Annotated in this window: 24 protein-coding genes; 17 read left to right on the top strand and 7 right to left on the bottom strand. The window is 32.1% G+C overall.

Features of this window, described 5'->3' with window-relative positions; genetic code table 11:
- Positions 1–78 precede the first annotated feature (78 nt).
- The 11 genes from DFQ09_RS09640 (at position 79) to DFQ09_RS09690 (ending at position 12,179) form a co-directional block, all read left to right on the top strand.
- Positions 79–627 carry a PASTA domain-containing protein gene (locus tag DFQ09_RS09640; RefSeq protein WP_115809811.1) on the top strand — a complete coding sequence of 183 codons (549 nt, stop codon included), beginning with the start codon at positions 79–81 and terminating at the stop codon, positions 625–627.
- An 8-nt stretch (positions 628–635) separates the two neighbouring features.
- Positions 636–1,673, top strand: a complete 1,038-nt coding sequence (locus DFQ09_RS09645) for an RluA family pseudouridine synthase (protein WP_115809813.1) — start codon at positions 636–638, stop codon at positions 1,671–1,673.
- A gap of 337 nt (positions 1,674–2,010) precedes the next feature.
- Positions 2,011–2,769, top strand: coding sequence for a peroxide stress protein YaaA (gene yaaA, locus DFQ09_RS09650; protein ID WP_115809815.1), 759 nt, complete (start codon positions 2,011–2,013; stop codon positions 2,767–2,769).
- A 30-nt stretch (positions 2,770–2,799) separates the two neighbouring features.
- A complete protein-coding gene (locus DFQ09_RS09655) occupies positions 2,800–3,522 on the top strand; it encodes a TRAFs-binding domain-containing protein (RefSeq protein WP_115809817.1) in 723 nt (240 codons plus the stop codon).
- Between the two features lie 562 nt (positions 3,523–4,084).
- Complete coding sequence (locus DFQ09_RS09660; RefSeq protein WP_245940341.1) at positions 4,085–5,416, top strand: MBOAT family O-acyltransferase; 1,332 nt, start codon at positions 4,085–4,087, stop codon at positions 5,414–5,416.
- A complete protein-coding gene (locus tag DFQ09_RS09665; RefSeq protein WP_115809821.1) occupies positions 5,416–7,077 on the top strand; it encodes an alginate O-acetyltransferase AlgX-related protein in 1,662 nt (553 codons plus the stop codon). The genes DFQ09_RS09660 and DFQ09_RS09665 overlap by 1 nt, the downstream gene beginning before the upstream one ends.
- Positions 7,078–7,280: 203 nt before the next feature.
- Positions 7,281–9,374: an ATP-binding protein gene (locus tag DFQ09_RS09670; protein WP_115809823.1), complete on the top strand. Its 2,094-nt coding sequence runs from the start codon at positions 7,281–7,283 to the stop codon at positions 9,372–9,374.
- Positions 9,375–9,378: 4 nt separating this feature from the next.
- Positions 9,379–10,020: a response regulator transcription factor gene (locus tag DFQ09_RS09675; RefSeq protein WP_115809825.1), complete on the top strand. Its 642-nt coding sequence runs from the start codon at positions 9,379–9,381 to the stop codon at positions 10,018–10,020.
- Positions 10,021–10,381: 361 nt separating this feature from the next.
- Positions 10,382–10,801: a hypothetical protein gene (locus tag DFQ09_RS09680; protein ID WP_115809827.1), complete on the top strand. Its 420-nt coding sequence runs from the start codon at positions 10,382–10,384 to the stop codon at positions 10,799–10,801.
- A 35-nt stretch (positions 10,802–10,836) separates the two neighbouring features.
- Positions 10,837–11,454, top strand: coding sequence for an SIMPL domain-containing protein (locus DFQ09_RS09685; protein ID WP_115809829.1), 618 nt, complete (start codon positions 10,837–10,839; stop codon positions 11,452–11,454).
- 44 nt (positions 11,455–11,498) lie between these two features.
- Positions 11,499–12,179 (top strand): Lipl32 family lipoprotein, encoded by a 681-nt coding sequence (locus DFQ09_RS09690; protein ID WP_115810344.1) that lies wholly within the window; start codon positions 11,499–11,501, stop codon positions 12,177–12,179.
- An 85-nt stretch (positions 12,180–12,264) separates the two neighbouring features.
- Here the strand turns inward: DFQ09_RS09690 and DFQ09_RS09695 are convergent, their stop codons facing one another.
- Positions 12,265–12,831 carry a hypothetical protein gene (locus tag DFQ09_RS09695; RefSeq protein ID WP_115809831.1) on the bottom strand — a complete coding sequence of 189 codons (567 nt, stop codon included), beginning with the start codon at positions 12,829–12,831 and terminating at the stop codon, positions 12,265–12,267.
- A 228-nt stretch (positions 12,832–13,059) separates the two neighbouring features.
- On the opposite strand from DFQ09_RS09695, the gene DFQ09_RS09700 reads away from it, so the two are divergent.
- The 4 genes from DFQ09_RS09700 (at position 13,060) to DFQ09_RS09715 (ending at position 15,764) form a co-directional block, all read left to right on the top strand.
- Positions 13,060–13,857, top strand: a complete 798-nt coding sequence (locus DFQ09_RS09700) for a tryptophan-rich sensory protein (protein WP_115809833.1) — start codon at positions 13,060–13,062, stop codon at positions 13,855–13,857.
- 112 nt (positions 13,858–13,969) lie between these two features.
- Positions 13,970–15,265: a DEAD/DEAH box helicase gene (locus DFQ09_RS09705; RefSeq protein ID WP_115809835.1), complete on the top strand. Its 1,296-nt coding sequence runs from the start codon at positions 13,970–13,972 to the stop codon at positions 15,263–15,265.
- A gap of 64 nt (positions 15,266–15,329) precedes the next feature.
- Positions 15,330–15,542: a DUF6500 family protein gene (locus DFQ09_RS09710; protein ID WP_115809837.1), complete on the top strand. Its 213-nt coding sequence runs from the start codon at positions 15,330–15,332 to the stop codon at positions 15,540–15,542.
- Complete coding sequence (locus tag DFQ09_RS09715) at positions 15,543–15,764, top strand: VF530 family protein (RefSeq protein WP_115809839.1); 222 nt, start codon at positions 15,543–15,545, stop codon at positions 15,762–15,764. It begins immediately after the preceding gene.
- On the opposite strand, the gene DFQ09_RS09720 is transcribed toward DFQ09_RS09715, so the two are convergent.
- From DFQ09_RS09720 to trpA, 6 genes are all read right to left on the bottom strand, one after another.
- Positions 15,761–16,420, bottom strand: coding sequence for a hypothetical protein (locus tag DFQ09_RS09720; protein ID WP_115809841.1), 660 nt, complete (start codon positions 16,418–16,420; stop codon positions 15,761–15,763). The two genes, DFQ09_RS09715 and DFQ09_RS09720, sit on opposite strands and share 4 nt — an antisense overlap.
- 262 nt (positions 16,421–16,682) lie before the next feature.
- Entirely contained in the window at positions 16,683–17,573 is an 891-nt protein-coding gene (locus DFQ09_RS09725; protein ID WP_245940342.1) for a YitT family protein, read from the bottom strand.
- Between the two features lie 196 nt (positions 17,574–17,769).
- Entirely contained in the window at positions 17,770–18,222 is a 453-nt protein-coding gene (locus DFQ09_RS09730; protein ID WP_115809843.1) for a tRNA (cytidine(34)-2'-O)-methyltransferase, read from the bottom strand.
- A complete protein-coding gene (locus tag DFQ09_RS09735) occupies positions 18,212–18,436 on the bottom strand; it encodes a hypothetical protein (protein WP_115809845.1) in 225 nt (74 codons plus the stop codon). Before DFQ09_RS09735 ends, DFQ09_RS09730 begins: the two co-directional genes overlap by 11 nt.
- A gap of 61 nt (positions 18,437–18,497) precedes the next feature.
- Positions 18,498–18,641: a hypothetical protein gene (locus DFQ09_RS18910; protein WP_179349495.1), complete on the bottom strand. Its 144-nt coding sequence runs from the start codon at positions 18,639–18,641 to the stop codon at positions 18,498–18,500.
- 97 nt (positions 18,642–18,738) lie between these two features.
- Positions 18,739–19,509, bottom strand: a complete 771-nt coding sequence (trpA, locus tag DFQ09_RS09740) for a tryptophan synthase subunit alpha (protein WP_115809847.1) — start codon at positions 19,507–19,509, stop codon at positions 18,739–18,741.
- A 334-nt stretch (positions 19,510–19,843) separates the two neighbouring features.
- Between trpA and DFQ09_RS09745 the strand changes: the two genes are divergently transcribed.
- On the top strand, positions 19,844–22,867 hold the full coding sequence (locus DFQ09_RS09745; protein ID WP_115809849.1) for a tetratricopeptide repeat protein: 3,024 nt from the start codon (positions 19,844–19,846) through the stop codon (positions 22,865–22,867).
- A 57-nt stretch (positions 22,868–22,924) separates the two neighbouring features.
- The gene (locus tag DFQ09_RS09750) at positions 22,925–24,655 is read left to right on the top strand and encodes a TonB-dependent receptor (protein WP_115809851.1); all 1,731 of its coding nucleotides are present in this window, start codon (positions 22,925–22,927) and stop codon (positions 24,653–24,655) included.
- Positions 24,656–24,740: the final 85 nt, after the last annotated feature.

A 24,740-nucleotide genomic window follows, 5' to 3' on the forward strand; every position in this document is an offset into this window, starting at 1 on the left:
TAATCTAATTCTCTAATTCATACGTATTTTATTTTTGTGTCGTTATTATTTCTTAGTTTTGTCAACAATTATTTTCATATGAGTTTTGTTAAGTTTCTTACTAGTAAAGTGTTTTTTAAACAACTGGCATTAGCCCTTATAGCCCTTGTGGTGATTTGTTTTATAGCCCTAAAATGGTTAAGTGTAACCACTAATCATGGTGAGTTTATAATTGTACCAGATTTAAAGGGTAAATCTTTAGAGACTGTTGGTATCGAATTAAAGGATCATGATTTAGCCATGGAAATACAAGATTCTGCAAATTATAATCCAAAATATCCTAAGTATTCTGTTATTGAACAAAACCCAATTGCAGGATCACAAGTAAAGGAAAATCGCAAAATATATTTAATCTTAAACCCTTCTGGTTACCGTAAAGTCGAAGTGCCAAATATTTTAAAACGTACGTTTAGACAAGCTAAACCTCAATTAGAAGCTTTAGAATTCGAAATAGGGGACATCACCTATAAAGATGCCATTGGTGAAGGTGTTATTTCTATGTCTCACAAAGGTAAAACATTAAAACCAGGTACATCATTACCCTTAACTTCTAAGATAGACTTGGTGGTAGGAAACGGTAAACTATAATTAAAATAATGCCAAATATTTCTGATATCTCAGACCAAGACGAAAACGAATTATACGAGCATCACGCTTTTAAAGTTGTTGCAGGTCAACAACCACTTCGTATCGATAAATACTTAATGAATTTTATAGAAAACGCTACGCGTAATAAAATTCAGGCTGCCGCAAAAGACGGTAGTATTTTTGTGAATGACGTTCCTGTTAAGTCCAATTACAAAGTAAAGCCTAACGATTATATCACTGTTAAATTTGAACATCCACCGCACGAGAATCTTCTTGTTGCTGAAGATATTCCTATCGATGTGGTGTATGAGGATGATGATTTGCTTGTGGTGAATAAACCTGCAGGTATGGTTGTACACCCAGGGCACGGTAATTATTCTGGGACTTTAATAAATGCACTTATTTTCCATTTCGAAAATTTGCCTAATAACTCTAGTGAAAGACCAGGTTTGGTTCATAGAATTGATAAAGATACCAGTGGGTTATTAGTAGTCGCAAAGACCGAACTAGCCATGGCTCATCTGTCTAATCAGTTTGCTAAAAAAACGAGTGAGCGCGAATATGTTGCCATTGTTTGGGGTAATGTAGAAGAAGAGGAAGGTACTATTGAAGGTAATATTGGTCGCCATCCAAAGAACAGATTACAAAATACAGTGTTCTTAGATGATGAAGACGAACAAGGAAAACCAGCCGTAACACATTATAAAGTTCTTGAGCGTTTAGGTTATGTCACTTTAGTAACTTGTAAGCTTGAAACTGGTCGTACCCACCAAATACGTGTTCATATGAAACATATTGGTCACACTTTATTTAACGATGAACGTTATGGTGGAGAGCGTATTTTAAAAGGGACTACATTTACTAAATATAAGCAGTTTGTAGATAACTGTTTTAAAATTTTGCCACGCCAAGCTTTACATGCTAAAACATTAGGGTTTGTACATCCAACGACAAATGAATTCATGAGATTTGAATCTGAAGTTCCTGATGATATGACGCAATGTATTGAGAAATGGAGGCATTATGCCAAGCATGCCAAAGACTAATAGTTTTATAGCGTTTCATTTTTATTACACGTTTAAAAAAATATTAAACGTGTAATAAAAAGGATGCATTTCCATCCTTAACGCGCCTTACAATAAGTCCTGCGTAAAGATTAACTAAAAATGCACCATTTTTCTAATGGTGCATTTTTAGTTATAGGTGCTTTATAGTTAAGCTTTATAACACTATCAATATTAGTTTTCACTAATGTTAGAAATTTTTTCATTTACATCGTATTTTTACAATGAGAAAGAAAAATTGTTTAACCTTTAATGAGACACGTGCTTTAATGAGTGTTGATTTAAATTTAAAGAGATACCCACTTTTGTGGGCATTATTATGAAATTAGTATTATCACCAGCAAAATCGTTAGACTTCGACACTAAATTACCAACTTCTAAAACTACAGAAGGAGTGTTTTTAGACGAGGCAGAAAGATTAAATAAAGTATTAAAAAAGAAGTCCGCAAAGCATTTGTCTGCGCTTATGCACATATCAGATAATTTAGGTCAATTAAATTATGAGCGCAATCAGGAATGGGAATTACCATTTACAAAAGATAATGCACGGCAAGCTATTTACGCGTTTAGCGGAGATGTGTACAGAGGATTAGATGCGTATACGATTGATACCGAAAAGTTAGATAAAGTAGAAGATACTGTTAGGATTCTTTCAGGATTATATGGTGTATTGAAACCCTTAGATTTAATGCAGCCCTACCGACTAGAAATGGGAACAAAAATGCCAGTTGGTAAAAATAAAAACCTTTACGAATTTTGGAAAAAGAAAGTGACAAAGGCTTTAAATGAGGAGTTAGACGACGACGAAATTTTCCTGAATTTAGCAAGTCAAGAGTATTTTAAAGCCATAGATACAAAAGCCTTAAAAGTACCCGTAATCAATATTGCTTTTAAAGAATTTAAAAACGACAAGTATAAAATTATAGCCATTTTTGCAAAATTGGCCAGAGGTTTAATGGCGAGATATATCATTGATACGGACGCAAAAACTCTAGATGATATTAAAGGGTTTAATTACGAGAACTATGGTTTTAGCGAAGAATTATCTTCAGAAAATGAATTAGTGTTTACACGATAAATTATAATATAAAGAACTAATTTCACACACATGTTTTATTACTTAATTGTTGCCCTTCAGGCATTTTGTATTTATCACGCTTATAAAAATAGTAAGCCTTATTATTGGTATTTCGTTGTGCTTTTTATTCCTGTTATTGGTTCATTAATCTACATTATCACTCAGGTGTATAACCAAAATGACGCAGAAAAAATACAAGAAGAAATCACCACGGTTCTTAATCCCACGAAAAGGATAAAGGATTTAGAAAAGAAACTCGAGTTTGTAGATACTTACACTAACAGAATAGAGTTGGCAGATGCCTATTTTTCCAATAAAGATATTCCTAATGCGATTATAAGCTATAAGAAAACATTAGAAGATACCGTTCAAGATGATTTATATGCACGGCAGAATTTGATGTTGTGTTATTTTCAACTCAAGGATTATAACGCCGTCATTGAACAGGCAGAATTTATAAAAGATAAATCGGAATTTAAAGGTTCAAAACAGCAATTTTGCTATGGTTTAGCTTTAAACGAATTGGGTAAACCCGATGAAGCTGAAGCACAATTAAAACAAATAGACAGACCGTACTCTAATTATGCAGAACGTTTAGAGCTGGCAAAATTTTATGTAGAAAATAATAGAACTTCCGAAGGAAAGGAACTGTTAAATGAGATTTCTACCGAGTCTCTGCGCTTAACGAAACCTAACCGAAAACTTTACGGAGCAACGATTGTTGAGGTTGAGCGTATGTTGTCTGCTTTGTAAAGGGGCTTTATAAGAATATCTGAATCTGGACATCTAATTAAATAGAAGAAAAAAACTGACTATCAAAATAGTTATATTCCTGTAATTTAAATCTAGGTCTATGTAATAATAATAGACAAAAAAATCTTCAGTTCGCTCTACATGATTCAGGGTATAATAGCACATGTCAAAACCCAACAGTTATAAATCGGTAATCACAATGTGTTACCCATGCGTAGCAAATATTTCAATTAGTCGTTAGTTTTATATAGATAGATTAAAGCGAATAAATATCAAATAACAATATCTTAGACTTTATAAAATGTACTATATATAATTTTTAAAACAATTAATTTATTACTACTAGTTCACTTTAATCATTTCTGTTAGAAAATTGTAGGTGTATTATAATTTTTCGATTTAACTATATAGATAAAAAGAATAAAATTCATAGATTGCTCACTTTTTGAGTATAACTTTATTTATGTCATTTCTACTCTACTACAACTAATTTAATTATATGGTTTTTAGTTCATTACTATTTGTCTTTTGTTTTTTACCTATAGTATTGCTTTTAAATAAAGTGCTACCCCGTAGTTGGAGAAACTACTTTCTATTAATTGTTAGTTTAACTTTTTATGCTATTGGTGAGGAGGAGCTAGTTTTAGTGATGATAAGTTCTATTATCGTTAATTATGTAGCTGGCGGATTGATAAATCGTTATAGAGACTCAGATAAAGCTCGATATTATCTAGGTATAGCTATATTTTTGAATTTAGGTGTGCTAATTTATTTTAAATACACAAATTTCATATTTGATCAATTTGCGTTTAAAATCGAAAATATTCATCTTCCTATTGGAATTTCGTTTTTCACCTTTCAAAGTATTTCTTATTTAATTGATGTTTATCGGGAGCCTACTTTATATCAAAAAAACCCATTTAAACTGGGTTTGTATATATCTTTGTTTCCGCAACTCATTGCAGGTCCTATAGTTAGGTATGCTGATATTGCCAAAGATATTTCATCGCGTACAGAAAGTGCAGAACTTTTTAAATCAGGTGTACTTCGTTTTGTTACTGGTTTAGCTAAAAAATTATTGATAGCTAATACCTTAGCACTTATAGCAGACACAGCTTTTTATATGCCAGCAGAGGAGTTGCCTTTAAGTATGGCATGGTTAGGTATTATTTGTTATACGCTTCAAATTTATTTTGATTTTTCAGGATATTCAGACATGGCTATTGGTTTAGGTAGGATGTTTGGATTTCGTTTTCTAGAAAACTTTAATTATCCTTATATTTCTAAAAGTATACAAGAATTTTGGAGAAGATGGCACATATCACTTTCTTCATGGTTCAGAGATTATGTGTATATACCTTTAGGTGGTAATAGATTAGGTGAAAGAAGAACGTATTTAAACCTTATTGGAGTGTTTCTTTTAACAGGTATTTGGCATGGAGCAAGTTGGAATTTTATAGTTTGGGGTTTATGGCATGGAGCTTTTATTTTGATTGAAAAATCGAGTAGCTTGCCAATAAATAATGCAGCTTTAAAGTCCGTATTAAGTAGAGTTTATCTGCTTTTTGTCGTAATGATTGGTTGGGTGTTTTTTAGAGCAGAAGACTTAAGTTATGCTCTTGAATATATTAAACACTTAGTATGGTATTCTTCTGAGAATACAAATTACTATGCTTTGTATTATGTAAATGCTAAATCTATTTTAGTTTTAATCTTAGCCATAATTATTTCTACGCCAATAAAAAGAATACTTCTTAGAAAACTAGATTCTAACACTTTCTTTGTAAATTATAAAGCCTATATTTTGCCATTGTATATTGGTGTTTTAATGATGTTATGTACAATTGAAATGGCGTCTAATTCATTTAATCCTTTTATTTATTTTAGATTTTAATGAAAAGTAAATCATTTATTAAATTTTGTCTTTGGGTCATAGCATCAATTTTGATTTATCAAATCTTGTTGAGTACTGTTGCTCTGCTCTTTTCTTCTCAAATTACATCTGTAAAAGTTTATACTAACAGAAACACTAAAGGAGGGATTAATTTGTATTCTTTTGATCGTAAAGAGATAAAAGAGGACATTACCGTACTTAGTCAATTGCACGATTCAACAGATAATTTTTATAACTTTGAGTTGCCAAAGAAATTTAAAAATGATCGAATAAACCTTCATTTTTTAAATGATAAACAAAGAACAGCAGAGATTTTTGATATTCATTTGGTGAGTCCATACTATGATTTCAAAATTCAGAAGAAAAATCTTCCTGATTACCTGTTAGAATCTTCTCCTTGTTTAATTGTAGACGGCGAGTATGTATTCCAGAAAAAAGAGGGTAATGTTATAGCTCTTCACTTTTTACCATTCTCAGATATTATAAAAGAAAACATTAGGTATAAAACATTAGGTATATTAATACTTGGTTTAAGTATTTTAATTGTCTTTCTGTTCAAATACTTTAAAGTATTTAATAAAATAATTAAAAAAAGTGAGTCATCTGCACTATCTGTAAATGGGATTTTTATTTTAATTCTCTTTACACCAATGGTTATCTTTTTTATGCATTGGGATAATGAAGAGACGTCTGAAAACAGAAAGTTAAACTCTATAGATGATCTTAGGTCATATATGGATGTGATGTTTCCTTTCAAATCTTCGTTAGTTTATATGAATCATTTTATAAATGAAAAATTCTTTTTGGGACCTAATAATAGTAATAAAGTTGCGGTAGGTAAGGATGGATTTTTATATGTGTATGAGGAAGAAACAAGTTTAGCATTATATGATTTGAAAAGAAAATATTTGTCAGAGGCTGAATTAGATATTATAGAAAATCGTATTGTAAGTCATTATGACTATTGTGAAAAAAATGGGATTGAATATTTAAGGGTTATTTACCCTAATAAATTTGATATTTATACTGAAAACCTACCATTTGCTCTCCAATCAGCAATTAAAGATACTATTTCAAGAGGAGAACAAATTTCTAATAGATTATTAAGTAAAGGAATAGATGTTTTAAGTTTTAAAAACACTTTTGAACCTTATAAGTACAAAACTACTTATCGAAAAACGGATACACATTGGAATAATTTTGGTGGTTTTTTAGCTTATCAAGATGTTATGAATACCTTATATAAAAGGACTAATATAAAATCATACGAACCAACAAAACTTGAAGACTATACCTTTTTATATGAGTTAATTGAGTCGGGTGATATTATTACTAAGTTGGCTGATTACCCCTATAACATTTCAGATATGGGACCTGTTCTTTTTCCAAAATTTCCTTATGAGTACATAAAGGAAACAAATGACAAAAGATTGCCTTATGATTCAATGGTATTAAAAAACTCTAAAGCAAAAAGTGATAAAACACTTTTGATTTTTAGTGATTCGTACGTTATGGGACAGCGATTATTTTATGCGATGAATTTTCGTACTGTATATCATTTGAAAAATCAGGCTTTTAACAGAGACTTAATAGAGTTGCTTAAACCAGATGTAATTATAGAAGGGTATGCGGAGACAACCAATAATAATTTAATTTATTGATCTCAAATTAGCAATGGACTTAAAGTTCTATGGATAGCGGATGTTATCTGATTTTTAATCTCGTTTAAGCGTATTGTGATTGTCATCTATGATATGGTGATATAAAGTGCTTTAAAGACTTCTGTTTTTGAACGAAGTTGATAAATTTTTTAAATACCTGTTTTCGGGGATGAATACAAGTTCTACTATCCCTAAATTTGCGCATGTTTATTAAGCCCCAAAACATTTTTGTTTTTCTCTTGTTGTGCTATACTTCAATTTGTATAGCTCAAACAACTGCTGTTATTGACAGTGAAGACAAAAAAGTAAATCAGCTTTTTTACTATTTTAATAATGGTTCTGAAACCAAAGCATATCGGGAAGCTCACAAATCTTTGCGCACTTTTAAATCTAATAACGCCATAACCAATACCAATTTATTATTGGCTTACTACCATAATAGATATGTTGCTATAGATTCTTCTATTTATTATACACATCAAGCACTAAATAGTAAAAAGAATGTTAACGACTCTTTAGGCGTTAGACTAACCATATTATCTTACCAATTATTGGCTTTAAATAATAAAAACAAAGGCTTATATCAAGAAAGTAAAAAGTGGCATATTAAAGGAGCTGAACTCAGTGAAAAACATAATGAAACAAACCTATATTATACACATTTACACGGATTAGCTAGTACTTATGTTACTCTTGGTAAAACGGATGAGGCCTTAGAGCTTTTTGAAAAATGTATTAAGTTTTCTAATGATGAAGAACTTATTTTAGGAAGTTACATCAATTTAGGTTCTATTTATTCATCGCTTTCCAAATACGAAACATCTAATGCGTATTTACAGAAAGCAAAAGATATCTGTGAGAAGGATACTTATAAAAAACAAGCCTTAGTAAATGTTATTATTAATATAGGTGATAATTATTTAGGTAAAGGAGAAACAGATAAAGCACTTTTGGCTTTCTACGAAGCGAAAGATATAAGCAATGAAACTAGATCTTATAATTTAGAACTCATCATTTTAGGTAAAATAGGTGCTGTGCTATTTAATGAAGAAAGAGATAATGAAGCCCTTTTAATTTTTTCTAATACCTTAATTAAATCTGTCAATTTGGGTAATTTAGATATTGAGATGAATAGCTATCTTATGTTGGAAAAACTCTCACTTCGAAAAGGGGATCATCGCAGTGCATATAACTATGGAAAATACTATTACCAGATAAAAGATTCTATTGAGAATTCGCAAAGGCAACAAGAGATTAACAATTTAGAAGTTAAATTTAAAACGCTTGAAAAAGAAAAAACGATAAAAGTCTTACAGATAGAAAATCTTAATAAGAGTTTAAATATTAAGAACAAAGACGCAGATATAGAAAAGTATAAACTTCAAAAAGCTATAATAGCAAAACAAAATGAAAATCAGGTTTTGCAACTACAAAATGGTGTTGAAAAACGTAAAAATGAAATTGCATTACTTAAAGAGAAAGAAGCGTTAAAAGCTGTAGAGCTAGATAGAGAGAAGACCATTAAATATATTGTTCTCGTTGCTTTTTTTATTCTATTAATTCCTATTGTTGGACTTTTAGTTATCTACTATCAAAAATTACAAGCACAGAGTTTACTTAATTTAAAAGAAAAAGAGATTAACGAGCAGCAAGTCATTTCATTAAAAAAAGATCAAGAATTAAAGTTAATTAAAGCATCTGTTAGAGGTCAAGATCAAGAGCGAAAAAAAATAGCTCAAGAAATGCACGATAGTGTTGGTGGTAATTTGGCGGCTATAAAATTACAATTCAGTCAGCTTTATAATCACCCAGATAAACTGAAATTAATTTATAGTCAGTTAGATGATACTTATGAACAAGTACGAAATTTATCACATAACTTGTTGCCAAAAAAAATTAGAGAGAACGATTTTGTTTTTCTAGTTAAAGAATACATCCATACGGTTGAAGACGCTAGTGAGATCACCATTAACCTTTCATTTTACGACGAAGAAAAAATCAATACACTAAGTAAGATTTTACAAAACGAATTGTTTTCAATTTTTCAAGAATTAACAACCAATACTCTTAAGTACGCAAAAGCAAAGACCATAGATATACAGTTAGATGTGTTAAATGAATGTCTGTTTTTTGTTTATGAAGATGATGGTATTGGTTTTGATTTATCAATGATTACATTAGGCATAGGTTTAACAAATATAAAGAATAGGGTAGAAAATTATAACGGTATATTGCATATCGATTCTAAACCCAACAGAGGCACCAATATTAATATAGAAATTCCATTAAAAGCATAATTAAATGAAGCATAACCTCATTATAGCAGACGATCACAAAATGTTTTTAGATGGTTTATTAAGTATTCTAAATACAGAAAGTAGTTACAACATTTTATATACCGCAAAGCATGGTGGCCATGTTCAAAAATATATTTCGATAAATACGGAAGAAAAAATAGACCTTGTAATTACTGATGTTACAATGCCTGAAGTGGATGGTATTACTTTAAATAAGTGGATAAAGAATACGGATAGAAATATAAAGACATTGGTGGTTAGTATGCACAACACACCAGAAATTATAGATAGCCTTATTGAAAATAATGTAGATGGGTATCTTCAGAAAAATGCACAAAAGGAGGAATTCTTAAAAGCTATAGAAACCATTTTAGGAGGAGAGAAATATTTCTCTAAGGAAATTAAAGATATCTACCTTCAAAATAAATTTGAAAAGAATAAAGAAAAGGAAATTAAACTCACCAAACGAGAAGTAGAAGTCATCTCACTTATTGCTGAAGAGTTTACTACTCAAGAAATCGCAGATCAGTTGTTTTTAAGTAAGCACACTATTGAAAGCTACCGAAAGAACCTGATTACTAAGCTTAATGTTAGAAACCTCGCTGGACTTACAAAATACGCTATTAAAAAAGGCTATGTGTCTTAATAATATAAATATAATACCACCAATTATATACGAAGGTTCTATTTTATAATAGAACCTCTTTCTTATGGTTTCTTTTTTGTTTCCTAAGTGTAAGCCTTTTAAAGTTTCTGAAAAATACATTCTTAACTAGGTTATAGTTTTAATGTGATTATATCTAAAAAAACACAAACTCAAAACATAAATAATGCGTTGATATTTATTTGGTTACGATCTACCACCCTGTTAACAGGGTATTGTTTTTCACTTTAAACGGGGTTAAAACAGGGTAGCTATTGGTATAAATTTGCATAAGAAACATTATAAAAAACTAAACGTGTTTCTATTACAAAACCAAACAAATTCTAACCATTAAAACAAAATTATGACTTTCGGAATTACACTTATTTTATTAAGTATCATCGCAGTACCATCTTTATTATTATCAAAAAAACCTAACGCAAAAGAATTGTTAGAAAAAATAGAACCTTACCAAGGTTGGATCGGACTTATTTTATGTTTTTATGGAGTTTGGGGTATTATTTTTTCCATTTTAAACTTAGGTTGGTTGACAACATTCCCTATCTGGTGGGCAACATTATTAGCCGGTAGTATTGTACAAGCTGTTCTAGGGTTTATGTTAGGATTTAGCCTTATTAACAAATACGTTTTGTCTAAAAATGACGCTGCAAAAGAAAAAGCTATAGCTCTTAGAGAGAAACTAGCTCCAAAACAAGGAAAGCTAGGTATTGTAGGGTTGTTTGTTGGTGGTTGGATGATCGTTGCTTCAATCCTTTTCTTTTAACCAATTCTTTTAAAATTTTAAAATCAAATTTATACATGAAAAAAATTATCTTTTTAATGGCATTGTTATTTACAGTGCCATTAATAGCCCAAGAACATAAAAATACAATTACTGTAGTTGGTGAAACAGAAACAATAGTTGATGACGATAGTTATATAGTTCTAATCGGATTGCAACAAGTGCTTGTTTATGAAGGACAAGGTGAAGTAGAAGTAACCTCTTTAGATGAAGTTAAAAAGAATTACATCAAAAAATTAGAAGCTTCAGGAATCGAATTTAGCCAGTTTACTAGAAATACATACTATGAGTTTGCCATGTCGTATTCACAAAACAGAGAGTCGGAATATTACCACTTCAAAACATCAAATAAGGAAGATGTTCGAAAACTATCAAAGTTAAAATCCGCAGGAATGTCTGTTGTTAATACAGAGGTAGAAGCTAAGAAATTAACCAATCAGCAGTTAGTTGATCTTTCAAAAAAAGCAATAGATAATGCCAAAGAAAAAGCAAGCGCTTTAGCTAAAGAAATGAATAAAACTATTGGAGAAATTATTTCTATTGTCGATCAAAATTCAAGTACACAGTATATTCAAAGTTATGGGACTTCAACGTTACAAAGTTATGCCGTAACCGTCTCTTTTGAATTAAAATAATAAAATAACGAATGTCTTTTAATAATCAAAATCACTTAAAAATCATGAAAATTAAATTAGTAGTATTATCAGTATTTACTTTCTGTTGTGTGTTTAACGCAGAAGCTCAAAAATTAAAAAAGTTTGGAAGTTCAGTTGAGAAAAAAGTGGGACCAAAAACCATTAAAGTACCTTACACTGATGTGATATCGTATTTAGGATATGCCTCTGCAGGGAATGAAGATGAAATAGTAGATGGTAAAAAATTCTATTACATTTATTTATGGGTTCCTGCTGTAGCACCAGAACTTGGAGTAAGAATGCTATCTCCTGTTGCTAAAACAAAAGTTAAAGATGCAATAACATCTGATGAGTATACGGAAAATGCGTCTTCAAGCGATTATTTTGATACTTATATTACTTTAGAGCGTTCTACTATTTTTACAAAAGAAGGTGTTACTGAAGAGGGTGCTAAAAGCGCTACTTGGACAACCCTTGCTAGTAATGATGATAATAGCGAAATGCCTAAGCAACCTAGTGGAAGCAGCTACAATTCTTTATTGAGATATAAGAGTGAAGTAGGCAGTCCTACAAAAGCTTTAACTGCTGGTTTATACCGTATTGGTTTTACAACTTATAAAACAGGAGAAGTTAAAGGAACATTTTTAGCAGAAGTTGCAGCACCAATAAAATTACCAGGTGTTGTAATGGCTAAATCTATTACGGATCTTATAGAAGGATTATAAAATAAAAACGGGGATTAGTTTTTTAATTAAACACCTCTTTATGCAAATAAAGGGGTGTTTTTTTTGTTTTAGTATTTTCTTGTCATTAATCCTCAGTTCCCCAAGGAGCATCTGGAGTTTCAATAGTTTTAGTTAAATCAAAACGAACCGTAAATAAACGATCAGTACCTAAACGACGTAAGTTATAAGTTAGACTTGTTTCATCTATTGTAAACCACCAAATGTTGGTTGAGGCCGCAGGTAATATATTTGCCGTATGAGCATCGGCAGGAAACATTTGTAAATTAGCCAAACCTTGATTTGCACTTGTACCTCCATATTGGGTTAAATCTTCTTCCGAACCATCTTCATGTCTATGGTCGTGCTTTAATCGAATTATTTTTTCTTCATTCATATGCAAAACCCAAGTACGCGATTTGTTCTCACCTACAAAAAACGGAACTCTAATATCATTTGTGTCGCAATAACGCACATGCATTACTAATTTTTCACCTGTAAAGCCGTCACCTTCTTTGCCGCCTTCTGTAATTTCACCTTCGTAAGCGTTACCACAATGTGCTTCGAGTTGCTCCCAAAATTTTTCTGAATTGGTTTGTTCTTGTGCTATTAGTGTTAGTGGTAATACGAGTAAAAAAAAGAGTAGTGTTTTCATAATTAAATTTTATTCATGGGTGTTTCTCTAACAGCTAATATACATGAATTCTTCAAGTTTAATAATTTCCCTAAACCACAAAAGTTTTATGGGGAATCTAATGATTTAGCATTTTAAAGTTTGATAAAGAGCGCTTAACAAGATTTGTTTATATCATTTACGTTAAACAATGGCGAGAATAAGTTAATCTAATGCGTCATAAGTCTTAAATTAGAGAAAAATTAAATCATGAAAAAGACGCTTCAAATAGGAAATATAATAGCTCTAATTTTAACCATATTTATCAACTATCTTTCTAATACAGGACTCTTAAATAATACCACTATTGGTGAAGTGTCTAATAGTTATAGATCCTTGTTCACGCCTGCAGGTTATACGTTTGCCATTTGGGGACTAATTTATTTACTGTTGATAGGTTTTGCCATTTTTCAAGGTCGAAGCTTATTTAAAAACGTTAAAAATGACGATGTTGTACTGAGAACAGGTTGGTGGTTTATACTGTCGTGTTTATTTAATTCACTTTGGGTATTCGCTTGGATTTATGAATATACAGCAGTGTCTTGCATTTTTATTTTCTTATTACTGTTTTCATTATTAAAGATTGTAGTCAACAACAGAATGGAATTAGATGACGAGCCATTACCAATTATTGCTTTTGTTTGGTGGCCTTTTGTGATGTATTCGGGTTGGGTAACTGTGGCTAGTATTGCTAATGTCTCAACATTTTTAGTGAAAATTGATTGGGATGGTTTTGGCTTATCTGATGTCAGTTGGACTATTATACTTATCGCCATTGCAGTGATAATCAATGTATTGGTAACTTGGAAACGTAATATGAGAGAGTTTGCGCTTATTGGTGCTTGGGCATTAATTGGTATAGGAAATGCTAATAAACTTAATAACGAAACATTGATGTACATGGCTTTTGTGAGTGCAGGTGTATTAATAATTAGTAGTACTATTCATGCTTTTAAAAACCGTGGCACTAGTCCGTTAACTAAGTTACAAGAACGCAAGAATTCATAGTGTTAAGAATATAATAAGCATTTTTTTAGAGTCAGGCTTAAAATAGCCGTAACTTCGCACCAAATTAAAGGAGTGACCTAAATAAATAGAGTTTGCTTCATAAACACTATTTATGTCATTTAAATCTTTGGGCCTATCTGAGCCTTTACTTCAAGCTATCCAGAAAAAAGGATACGAAACACCTTCACCAATTCAAGCAAAAGCCATTCCTCCTGTATTAGAAGGAAAAGACGTTTTAGCATCAGCACAAACCGGAACTGGAAAAACAGCAGGTTTTACATTACCGTTACTTCACCTATTATCTAATGGTTCTCAGCAGAGACACAGACCAATTAGAGCTTTAATATTAACTCCAACACGTGAGCTAGCAGCGCAAGTTTATGCCAATGTTAAAGAGTACAGTGAGTTTCTAAACATTAGAAGTACGGTTATTTTTGGGGGAGTCAATCAGAAACCACAAGTTAATAAATTGAGTCAAGGAGTCGATGTTTTGGTCGCAACACCAGGGCGTTTAATCGATTTAGAAAACCAAGGTCTGTTATCTTTAAGTAAAGTAGAAATATTTGTTTTAGACGAAGCCGATCGTATGTTAGATATGGGTTTTTTACGGGATATAGAACGCGTTATGAAACTTATGCCAGCGAAACGTCAGAACCTTATGTTCTCGGCAACATTTTCTAAAGATATTAAGAAATTAGCATATTCAATTCTTAATAATCCTATTCAAGTTGAAGCCACACCTGAAAACACAGCTGTTGAGGTTATTGAACAAAAAGTCTATCGTGTTGCCAAAGGCAAAAAAACAGGACTGATTATAAAGTTAATTTCCGAAGGAGATTGGAAACAGGTTTTAGTGTTTACAAGAACAAAACATGGAGCCAATAAACTTTGCAAAAAGATGATAAGCGATGGCATTACTGCCGCAGCGATTCATGGAAATAAAAGTCAAGGAGCAAGAACAAAGGCATTAGCCGGATTCAAAAATGGATCGGTTAGAGTTTTAGTCGCTACAGATATTGCAGCAAGAGGTTTAGATATACCATTATTGCCACATGTTATTAATTTTGAATTGCCTAATATTTCTGAAGACTACGTTCACAGAATTGGTAGAACAGGTAGAGCAGGAGCTAGTGGAGAAGCTATTTCTTTAGTAAGTGCAGATGAAACGACTTTTTTACGCGATATTGAGAAGTTGATTGATATGAAGATTGAAGTTGAAATCCTCGAAGGTTTCGAACCAGATCCTAATGCTTCAACAGAACCGATAAAACCAGGTCAGAATAGAAATCAAGGACGAGGAAGAGGTTCTAATAATAAAAATTCCGGAAACTCAGGAAAGTCTAAAAGTTCGAGTTCAGACCGAAATAAAAGTAGAAGCCGCAATAGAAATAACGATAGTAGACGTTAGTAGCTAACGTCATTGCGAGGAAGCATGACGAAGTAACCTGTTTGTTGAAAGAAATTATAGTGATATGACTCCTAATCTCAAAGACAAAATCATAGAGGTTTGCGATAAAAAGATTGCCCAAAAAGGCACTAATGTTGGCATTTCCTTCTATGCATTTTTTAAAAACAAAAATGACAATCCAGAATTATTAATGGAAGCTGCAATCTGGTGGATTAAAACCCACCAATTAGATCATTTTGAAAAAGCGGTTAAGATTAAGGCTTTAATTGAAAACTAAATGTCAACGCAACCCAATAACCCACTTCACGGAGTAAAATTAGAACAGATCATAACAGAACTGCAAGCGCATTATGGTTGGGAATACATGGGCTATCAAGTAAGTATTCGCTGTTTTACGGATAACCCTTCTATTAAGTCTAGTTTAAAGTTTTTAAGACGCACACCTTGGGCAAGAACCAAGGTTGAAGATATGTATTTGGATTATTTAAAAAAGAACTAGTCCTCTTCGTCTTCAAACACAACTACTGTTGCGTCAAACTCAGCATCTTTAAACTCGTCTCTACTCATCCAGTATTCAGAAGTTGTTAAAGTGTAAGAGTTTTCACCAACCGAAATTAAATCCCAAACTATAGATTCAGCTTCATCAAACGCTTCTTCTCCAGCAAGATGATTTGAAAAGAGTCTTTTTATCACATTGTTATTAGCTAAAGTTTTATCAAACGCTTTTAAAACGACCTCTTTAGTGATGTCTTTATTTGGTGTGATTTCAAATTCAACTACAGTCGCTTTTGCATTTGGGAATGTTCCATTATAAGCTTTATGTAGCAATTGGTTGATATTGAATAGTTGATGGTGTAAACTAATATCAGCATATTCTTCAGATATCTTATCGAGTAATATTTCGTGCGAAATTTGCTCAATCTGATTTTCATTAAGTTGATCAGCTAATTTGTAATCTAAGATTATAGCTGCGGCTTCTTCAGGTTCAAAATCTGAAATAGCCATAAACAATAATTCTAATAATTCTGAAGTTGAAGATTCGCTTGATTCTTTTAATCCAAATTTTTCTAATAAAACAATATAGTCTTCATTTGTCCACGCGTCTTTTAGCGCGTCAACTGTTTTTACGCTATTGATAATAATGTGGTATTTCATGTGTTTTCTTTATTCTTTATTTCGGACACATGTTGTTCGCTATTTATCATTTCCTTGAGTGATAAAATTTAGAACATGCTCGTTTCATGTGTTTTCTTTATTCTTTATTTCGGACACATGTTGTTCGCTATTTATCATTTTCTTGAGTGATAAAATTTTAAACATGCTTGTTTCATGTGTTTATTTTTACTGTTTTTTCAACGGTCACATGGTTCATCCATGTTAATATTGGCATAATATAGTAAAGTTGGTTATGGATGTTTCATAATTTCCCTAAGGTTTTACCTTTTTTCTTATCGAGATAGTGTCGTAATACACCACCTTTAACATTGTTCACATCAAACTCAACAATAAAAGCGTTTTCGTCTATTTCTTCAATGATGCGATGCATTTTTTTAATATCGATACGATTAATAATGGTGTGAATAATATCAAAATCTTGCTGAGGTCCATTACTTCCAAATCCTTTAGAACCTTTGTAGGTGGTTAATCCTACACCTAATTCAATCATAATGGCATGCTTAATGTCTGCGTATTCATTAGAAACGATAGTGACACCAATAAAATCTTCAAAACCTTCAATGGTCATATCGGTCACTTTCGCAGTAACGATGTATGTAAGAATGGAGTAAAGCGCGACTTCCATTGAAACCACCATTGCAGTAATACTGAATAATATAATATTAAACATAAGAATAACTCTACCAATACTTAGTCCAAATTTATCATTAAGGTAGATTCCTAGAATTTCCGAGCCATCTAAAACGGATCCATTTCTAATGGCAATGCCAATACCACCACCCAAACATAGACCGCCAAAAATGGAGATAAGGAGTTTATCATCCGTAATGGTATCATAATTTCCAAAATGAATTAACAAAGCAAAGGCGAGGATACTAAGTATAGATTTTATAACAATTCGTATGGAAACCGTATAATAGCCCAAAATTAAAAAGGGTAAACTGAAGATGACTAAGAGTAATGAAATGTCTACTCCAATAAGATTGTTAACCAATAGGGCTATACCTGTAACGCCTCCATCCATAAAACCATTGGGTAACAAAAAGGCTTTTAAACCAATACTGGCTAAGATAATACCAAGGGTGATTTGAAAAAATTCAGAGAAAAAATTATAGGTTTTAGAGTGTTTCAATGTTTCGGTTTTAATTCAGGAAAAGTTACAAAAACCATTTAAAACGGATGTGTTTTACGTTTTTTTTATTTATCAGAATTGAAATTTTTTATAACACGAACTAATTTTGATTATTCTTGAATCAGACCTCAAGATTTAAATACGTACTATTTAGTCATGAAATAAAAGGAAAGTGTCTTTTGTAAAGTTGAAGATCCTATTTGATTTGCCTCAAACCTTCATATACAATAATACCAACAGCATTTGCTAAATTGAGACTTCGTATAGATTCGCTATATAACGGAATTTTGAATAATTGTGATGAATACTTTTCTAACAAGGGTTTTGGCAAGCCCACGGATTCTTTGCCGAAAACTAAAAACATGTCGTCTTCAAAGGTAATATCCCAATGCGATTTTGTGCCATGACTAGATAAAAACACCATCTTAGCCGCTTTATTCTTTGAGAAGAAATCGTCGATATTATCGTAATAGATAACTTCAAGATGTTGCCAGTAATCGAGTCCTGCACGTTTTAAACGTTTGTCATCAATTTCAAATCCAAATGGTTTTACTAAATGTAATTTGGAACCTGAAGCTAAAGCTAAACGACCAATATTACCAGTGTTATTAGGGATTTCGGGTTCTATAAGGACTATGTTAAGCGCCATTTTTTCGTGTTAATTTTACAATAATTAATCGTATTAGTAATATAAATGGAAAGCCGTGAAAAACCACATCAAACCAATCTTTTAAAGTCATTCCGTTTGCTCCTCCTGCAATCCATTTTATTTTGCCTAATAGATGTGGCTCCGGAAAAAATGGCGCTAAGCCTAAAGTGAGACATAACAGGATTATAATTCGCCAATCGTTAAGTATTTTCATTGTATAAAAAAAAGTCTATTCAAAGATATGAATAGACTTTACAATTTCTTGTTTTTAATAATTACTTTTTGGTCTGCTGACCTTTTATCGTTTTTTTGTCAATGTCAAACTCATTTGTTTTTTGGTTCACATTGCCCGTCGGATTTGTTGGGTTCGTTTGAGTTTTCGTTGTTTTAAATTTTTTACTGTCTTTTATAATTCCCATGATTTATCATTTTTTAGATTCATCATAATATAAAAAACTAAAAACCCTTTCTCTCACAATGCTTTCACAAAATATCTATGACAAATGTTAAAATCGTTTAAGACTTAGGATGAATTGACGTAACGAATTTATCAATAGTCTCAATACCATTAGTTGTTATATATTTAATAAAAGCACTGCCAATTATAGCTCCTTTTCCATATGCCGTGGCTTGGGTAAAGGTTTCATTATCTGAAATACCAAAACCTACAATTTGAGGGTTTTTTAATTTCATGTCTGCGATACGTTTAAAGTAGTCCGTTTGTGTATTACCAAAGCCAGAATTACTTCCTGTTACACTTGCAGAACTTACCATATAGATAAAACCGTTAGAAACAGAATCGATATAACGAATGCGTTCTTCAGACGTTTGAGGCGTTATTAAAAGGACATTAATTAAACCATATTTTTCAAATGTTGATTTGTATTCCGAATGGTAAACATCTACGGGTAAATCAGGAATAATGAGTCCATCAATACCAACCTCCTGGCATTTTTTACAGAAGGCTTCAACACCATATTGTAGCATCGGATTAAAATAGCCCATAATAATTAAGGGGATGGAAACCGTCTTTCGAATGTCTTTAAGTTGTTCAAACAGCAATTCGCTTGTCATGCCATTTTTTAAAGCTTCTGTAGAACTGGCTTGTATGGTTGGGCCATCTGCTAAAGGATCACTAAACGGTAAGCCTATTTCTAGCATATCCACTCCACTTTTTTCTAAGCGTTCAATAATGGTAACCGTATCGTTTGTATTTGGATAGCCAGCTGTAAAATAGATGGATAATAGCTTATGGCTTTCGTTTAATTTTTGGTTTATTCTATTCAAAATATAGGTCTTTATCAACCAATTCTGCAGTTTTCTAATGTTCAGAAATGGTTAGGATGTATGAAATCAATTATGAGAAAAATCAGCGGTTATCATTGATAAAAGCACTGATTTTACGAGATGTAAAAATAGAACTTAAAAATCGAATCTCCCAATGTCATTATAAACTTCTATAATGGCTTGCTGACCGTTTTACTTGCGAATACCTATAGATCACAATTGAAAATAAATATTTAATAACTCCGTGTATAATTATAAGCGTTTTCTATCGTTATAGATTTGGTATTGAATTATATTTGCCACAACATAAAATCATCAATAAAACACTCAACAAATGATGTTCTTTAAAAAACAATTAATCATCGTTTTTCTTGTAATTTCTTCACTTGCTATAGCGCAAAAATCAGCGATTTATACCAATGAGTTTCAAGATTATCAAAAGGCATTAACTTTATATAATAACAATCAATTTAAAGCAGCCCAAACTTTATTTGACGATGTAAAGTTGAATACAAACGATGCTACCATAGAATCCGATTGCGCTTATTATATAGCGAATTGTGCGGTGCGTTTAAATCAAAATAATGCCGATAATCTTATTACAGAATTCGTAGAAGAGTATCCGACAAGTACCAAACGAAATACAGCATTTTTAGATGTTGCCGATTATTATTTCAACAACGGAAAATATGCCTACGCACGTAAATGGTACGATAAAGTTGACGAACGCAATATGGCACAAGCCGAAAAGGAACGCTTCAATTTTAATTATGGCTATAGCTTGTATTCAACTAAAGACGAGAAGAAAGCCACTAAGTATTTTAACCGTGTTGTAAATTCTAAAGAATACGGCTCGCAAGCGAAGTACTACATTGGTTTTATGGCGTATCAAGGTGATGACTATGATAAAGCAAATGAGTATTTTGATCAAGTTAGCGATAACGAAAAGTATAAAGAGAAGTTGTCTTACTATCAGGCTGATTTAAATTTCAAATTAGGAAAGTTTGAAAAAGCCATAGAGCTTGCCGAAGCACAATTAGCCAAAAGTAATGCGGCTGAAAAATCTGAATTATCTAAAATTATAGGTGAAAGCTATTTTAACCTTGGCAAGTATGCCGAAGCGATTCCGTATTTAAAAGAATATAAAGGGAAAGATAGAAAATGGAATAATACCGATTATTACCAATTAGGGTATGCGTATTACAAGCAAAATGATTTTGAAAGTGCGATTTCAGAATTCAATAAAATTATAGGAGGAGATAATCCAGTCGCTCAGAATGCCTATTACCATTTAGGTGAGAGTTATATTAATTTAGAGAAAAAGCAAGAAGCGTTAAATGCGTTTAGAAATGCATCACAAATGGATTTTGATTTAAAAATTCAAGAAGATGCGTGGTTAAATTACGCTAAGATTAGTTATGATATTGGGAATCCATACCAATCCGTTCCTCAGGTTTTAACAGGGTATTTAAAACAATATCCAAACACGAGTTATAAAGATGAGGTTGAAACTTTATTAATAGATTCATACATCACATCAAAGAATTATAAGGAAGCTTTAGAGCTTTTAAAAGGCAAGAATAGTTTTGAAAATAAAGCGGCTTATCAAAAAGTAGCCTTCTTTAGAGCTGTAGAATTATATAATGAGAATAAGTATAATGAAGCCTTAACGCTTTTTAATGGATCACTTAAGGAACCAAGAGATCCTATTTTTGTGGCTAAAGCGACCTTTTGGAAAGCCGAAACAGAATATAATTTAAGCAATTATAACGACGCCTTAATTGGGTTTAAGCAGTTTGATGGTTTTAGCGAATCTTCAAGTTTAGCAGAAAATGAAAACCTGAATTACAATTTGGCATACACGTATTTTAAATTGAAAGACTATACGAATTCTTCCAACTATTTTGAGAAATTCATTAAGAATAAATCAAATGATAAACTGCGTCAAAATGATGCTTATTTAAGATTGGCAGATGGTTATTTTGTATCTAGTAAATATAATGATGCTATTGATGCTTATAAAAAAGCGATTCAGATTAATGAAATTGAAACGGATTACGCAGCGTTTCAAGTCGCTATGAGCGAAGGGTATTTAGGAAAAGGTTCTGATAAGATTTCAGCATTACAGTCTTTTATAAATACGTATCCTAAATCGGCATTACGAGATGACGCGATGTATGAATTAGCAAATTCGTACGTAAAATCTAATGACACAGACAAAGCCATGCAAACGTATGATCGCTTAAATTCTGAATACAAAACAAGTGCCTTTACTTCTAAAGCCTTGTTGCGTCAAGGTTTAGTGTATTATAACGGCAATGATAACACGCGTGCATTGACAAAATTCAAAAAAGTAGCGACTGATTTTCCGGGTTCTGGTGAAGCGGTTCAGGCAGTTTCTACAGTACGTTTAATTTATATCGATTTAGGTAAAGTAGATGAATATGCAACTTGGGTAAGGACTTTAGATTATGTTGAGATTTCTGATGTGGACTTAGATAATACCACCTATTTAGCAGCAGAAAAGCCATACTTAGATAATGAAACCGATAAAGCCATTCGTCAGTTTAATAACTATTTGACGCAGTTTCCAAAAGGGATTCATAATCTAAAAGCGCATTTCTATTTAGCGCAATTGTACTATAAAAAAGAATTATTAGATAATGCACAACCGCATTATAAGGCCGTTGTTGAGGCTTCAAAAAGTGAGTACACAGAACAAGCTATTGTAAAACTTACCGAGATTTACTTAAGCACTTCTAATTGGGAAAAAGCTATTCCGGTATTAAAGCGTTTAGAGCTAGAAGCTGATTATCCTCAGAATGTGGTTTATGCACAATCGAATTTAATGAATGCCTATTACCAAACCGAAGATTACGTTAAAGCAGAAAGCTATGCTGAAAAAGTATTGAGCAATTCAAAACTAGATAACAAAGTTAAGAGTGATGCTAAATTAACGATTGCACGTTCTGCGATTGAAACAGGTAATGAAGCCAAAGCAAAAACAGCTTATGCCGAAGTTGAAAAAATAGCTACAGGAAGCGTTGCAGCAGAAGCCTTATTCTACAATGGTTATTTTAAAAACAAAGCAGGTGATTACGAAGCCTCAAATACAACCATTCAAAAATTAGCTAAGGATTATGGCAGCTATAAATTGTTTAGTGCAAAAGGATTGGTGGTTATGGCGAAGAACTTCTATGCTTTAGGAGATGCGTTTCAGGCGACTTATATTTTAGAAAGCGTGATTAGTAATTTCCCTGATTTTACAGAAGTTGTAAGTGAAGCTAAGGTAGAATTAAACAAAATAAAAGTAGAGGAAGCGAAAACGAATTCATCAATCGAAACAGACGATAATTAATAAAGGAACAAGACAATTTAATTAGCGTTAAACTTATTTTCAATCAAATTAATACACATGAAAATTAAATATATAGGATTAGCAATGTTTACTTTGAGTCTGACATTTAGTTATGCTCAAGAACGTACCAAAGACACTATTGGAGACCAGACGGTTAACGTTATAAAACCATATACTCCAACAATTTCGGATGCCTTTAAAATTAAAGATAATCCAAAGTTGAACGATTCTAATGCCGTGAAGAAAAAGGAAATCAAGTACAATATTTTCTCAATTCCTGTGGCTTCAACGTTTACACCAGCAAAAGGTAAAGCAGCAACGGTTGATAAAGCCAAAGCGATAAAATTATATGATAATTATGCCTCATTAGGATTTGGTAGTTATACTACTATTTTGGGTGAAGTTTATTTGAACCATGAGTTGAGTAGAGATGAAAATGTCGGTGGTTATTTTAGTCACCATTCGTCTCAAGGTGGTATTGACGATGTGCTTTTGGATGATAATTTTTCGAAAACCAAGTTAAACGCTTATTATAAAAAGAGCGATAGAGATTTTACATGGCAAGTTGATGGAGGTTTTAATTTACAAACCTATAATTGGTATGGTGTGTCTCAAGAGTATTTCGATGAAAGCGATTTAGATGGTATTGATGCTGGCCAGACTTATAGTGATTTATATGTTGGAGGTAAAATTGATTTTGAAGACGCTATTGTTAAAGACGCAAGTCTTCGTTTTAGACGTTTTGGAGATAACCACGATTCTGCTGAAAACAGATTAGTAGCCAAGACTAGCTTTGATTTTGTGGTACAAGATGCTGTTATTAAATCAGAGTTTTCTATAGATTATATTGGCGGGACTTTCGATCGCGATTATTCTAATATTGGTGAAATTAATTACGGGAATGTCACGTTCGGATTTGCACCATCATATCAATTGGTACAGGATGATTTAACAATTGATTTAGGTGTGAAATTAGCCTACCTTAACGACACAGAATTTAGTGAGAATAAATTTTTCATCTATCCAAACATAGAAGCGTCTTACCGATTGGTGGATGAGATCTTAATTGCATTTGGTGGACTTAAAGGCGATCTAATTCAGAATTCGTATTACGATTTTGTAAACGAAAATCCATTTGTATCACCAACACTTTTGGTAACTCCAACAGATCAGCAGTACAAAATGTTTGTAGGTGCTAAGGGGAAGCTTTCTAGTAATATTGGTTATAGCTTAAAAGGAAGTTATAGTTCTGAAAAGAATAAAGCCTTATACAAGTCTAATGATGTGCCGAGTGATGCCTTAACAGAATATCAATATGGTAATTCATTTTTTGTTGCTTATGATGATGTGACTACGTTTTCTGTAGCAGGTGAGTTGAATGTAGATTTAAATAGAAACTTTACTTTAGGAGTAAAAGGGGAATACTTTGGTTACAGCACAGATAACGAATCTGAAGCTTGGAATTTACCAGATCTTACAGCCTCTGTGTTTTTAGACTATCAAATTTCAGAACAATGGTTTGCAGGCGCAAGTATGTTCTTTGTTGGCGAACGTGAAGATCAAAGTACTTATTTTGATATTTTGAATCCGTTGAATACAACTACCACAACAGTTACTTTAGATAGTTGTTTTGATGCTAACGCGCATGTCGGTTATAAAGCAAATGATCAATTATCATTTTTTGTTAAAGCCAATAACATAGCGAGTCAAAATTATAACCGTTGGTCAAATTTCCCTGTGCAAGGCATACAGCTTCTTGGAGGCGCGACTTACCAATTTGACTTTTAGAAGGACATGATCTTCTGAATTTAACTCAGAATTTCATTAAACAACATAGAAGATATTTAAAAGCGTTCCAATTTGGAGCGCTTTT

It is taken from the genome of Winogradskyella pacifica (assembly GCF_003386275.1).
GTDB classification, from domain to species: Bacteria; Bacteroidota; Bacteroidia; order Flavobacteriales; family Flavobacteriaceae; genus Winogradskyella; species Winogradskyella pacifica.

Bases quoted from the DNA above. Each gene is read 5' to 3' on its own strand.
- DFQ09_RS09705 (WP_115809835.1), top strand. From the start codon at position 13,970: ATGTCATTTAAATCTTTGGGCCTATCTGAGCCTTTACTTCAAGCTATC.
- DFQ09_RS09675 (WP_115809825.1), top strand. From the start codon at position 9,379: ATGAAGCATAACCTCATTATAGCAGACGATCACAAAATGTTTTTAGAT.
- DFQ09_RS09640 (WP_115809811.1), top strand. From the start codon at position 79: ATGAGTTTTGTTAAGTTTCTTACTAGTAAAGTGTTTTTTAAACAACTG.
- DFQ09_RS09645 (WP_115809813.1), top strand. From the start codon at position 636: ATGCCAAATATTTCTGATATCTCAGACCAAGACGAAAACGAATTATAC.
- DFQ09_RS09710 (WP_115809837.1), top strand. From the start codon at position 15,330: ATGACTCCTAATCTCAAAGACAAAATCATAGAGGTTTGCGATAAAAAG.
- DFQ09_RS09685 (WP_115809829.1), top strand. From the start codon at position 10,837: ATGAAAAAAATTATCTTTTTAATGGCATTGTTATTTACAGTGCCATTA.
- DFQ09_RS09655 (WP_115809817.1), top strand. From the start codon at position 2,800: ATGTTTTATTACTTAATTGTTGCCCTTCAGGCATTTTGTATTTATCAC.
- DFQ09_RS09690 (WP_115810344.1), top strand. From the start codon at position 11,499: ATGAAAATTAAATTAGTAGTATTATCAGTATTTACTTTCTGTTGTGTG.
- DFQ09_RS09730 (WP_115809843.1), bottom strand. From the start codon at position 18,222: ATGGCGCTTAACATAGTCCTTATAGAACCCGAAATCCCTAATAACACT.
- DFQ09_RS09670 (WP_115809823.1), top strand. From the start codon at position 7,281: ATGTTTATTAAGCCCCAAAACATTTTTGTTTTTCTCTTGTTGTGCTAT.
- DFQ09_RS09720 (WP_115809841.1), bottom strand. From the start codon at position 16,420: ATGAAATACCACATTATTATCAATAGCGTAAAAACAGTTGACGCGCTA.
- DFQ09_RS09680 (WP_115809827.1), top strand. From the start codon at position 10,382: ATGACTTTCGGAATTACACTTATTTTATTAAGTATCATCGCAGTACCA.
- DFQ09_RS09700 (WP_115809833.1), top strand. From the start codon at position 13,060: ATGAAAAAGACGCTTCAAATAGGAAATATAATAGCTCTAATTTTAACC.
- DFQ09_RS09735 (WP_115809845.1), bottom strand. From the start codon at position 18,436: ATGAAAATACTTAACGATTGGCGAATTATAATCCTGTTATGTCTCACT.
- DFQ09_RS09750 (WP_115809851.1), top strand. From the start codon at position 22,925: ATGAAAATTAAATATATAGGATTAGCAATGTTTACTTTGAGTCTGACA.
- DFQ09_RS09665 (WP_115809821.1), top strand. From the start codon at position 5,416: ATGAAAAGTAAATCATTTATTAAATTTTGTCTTTGGGTCATAGCATCA.
- DFQ09_RS09715 (WP_115809839.1), top strand. From the start codon at position 15,543: ATGTCAACGCAACCCAATAACCCACTTCACGGAGTAAAATTAGAACAG.
- DFQ09_RS18910 (WP_179349495.1), bottom strand. From the start codon at position 18,641: ATGGGAATTATAAAAGACAGTAAAAAATTTAAAACAACGAAAACTCAA.
- DFQ09_RS09745 (WP_115809849.1), top strand. From the start codon at position 19,844: ATGATGTTCTTTAAAAAACAATTAATCATCGTTTTTCTTGTAATTTCT.
- DFQ09_RS09695 (WP_115809831.1), bottom strand. From the start codon at position 12,831: ATGAAAACACTACTCTTTTTTTTACTCGTATTACCACTAACACTAATA.
- yaaA (WP_115809815.1), top strand. From the start codon at position 2,011: ATGAAATTAGTATTATCACCAGCAAAATCGTTAGACTTCGACACTAAA.